We start from the raw sequence: 385 nt of genomic DNA, 5'->3' as shown, positions 1-385 counted from the left end.
ACGCCCACCGGCACGGTTGGCATCAACCTGGTCGGCGCGAGCGGCATCGGCACCGTGCGGCTCGGTGACACCAACGCCGCCGGCGCGAATGCATCGATCGGCGGGGCTGGAGGCAATGCCGCCGGTCCGGGAACCGGCGTGCTGTTGTCCGCTGCGACCAGCCTGAATTTCATTTTCGGCGACGGCGAGGCCGGCACTGACGTTGGCTCGACCATAACGGCGGCGACGCCGATCGCAGCAACCGACACCTTGCCGCTTGGCGGCAGCTACAACTTCCTCGACGCCAGGCTCGTCGGCAACACATCGAACCTCGCGACCAACGTCTCCCTCTACTACGTCGACAATGTCACCGACGGCATCGACGACGGCTCGCGCGATCATCCGG

General features: G+C 66.8%; 1 protein-coding gene. It reads left to right on the top strand.

Annotated elements, in window-relative coordinates; genetic code table 11:
- On the top strand, positions 1 to 385 hold a 385-nt coding region (locus DC522_RS35645; RefSeq protein ID WP_205769947.1), incomplete at both ends, for a hypothetical protein.

Source organism: Microvirga sp. KLBC 81 (assembly GCF_003075415.1).
Lineage (GTDB): Bacteria > Pseudomonadota > Alphaproteobacteria > Rhizobiales > Beijerinckiaceae > Microvirga.
Note: the sequence above shows the minus strand (reverse complement) of the source record. Positions and strands in the feature narration are given on the sequence as shown.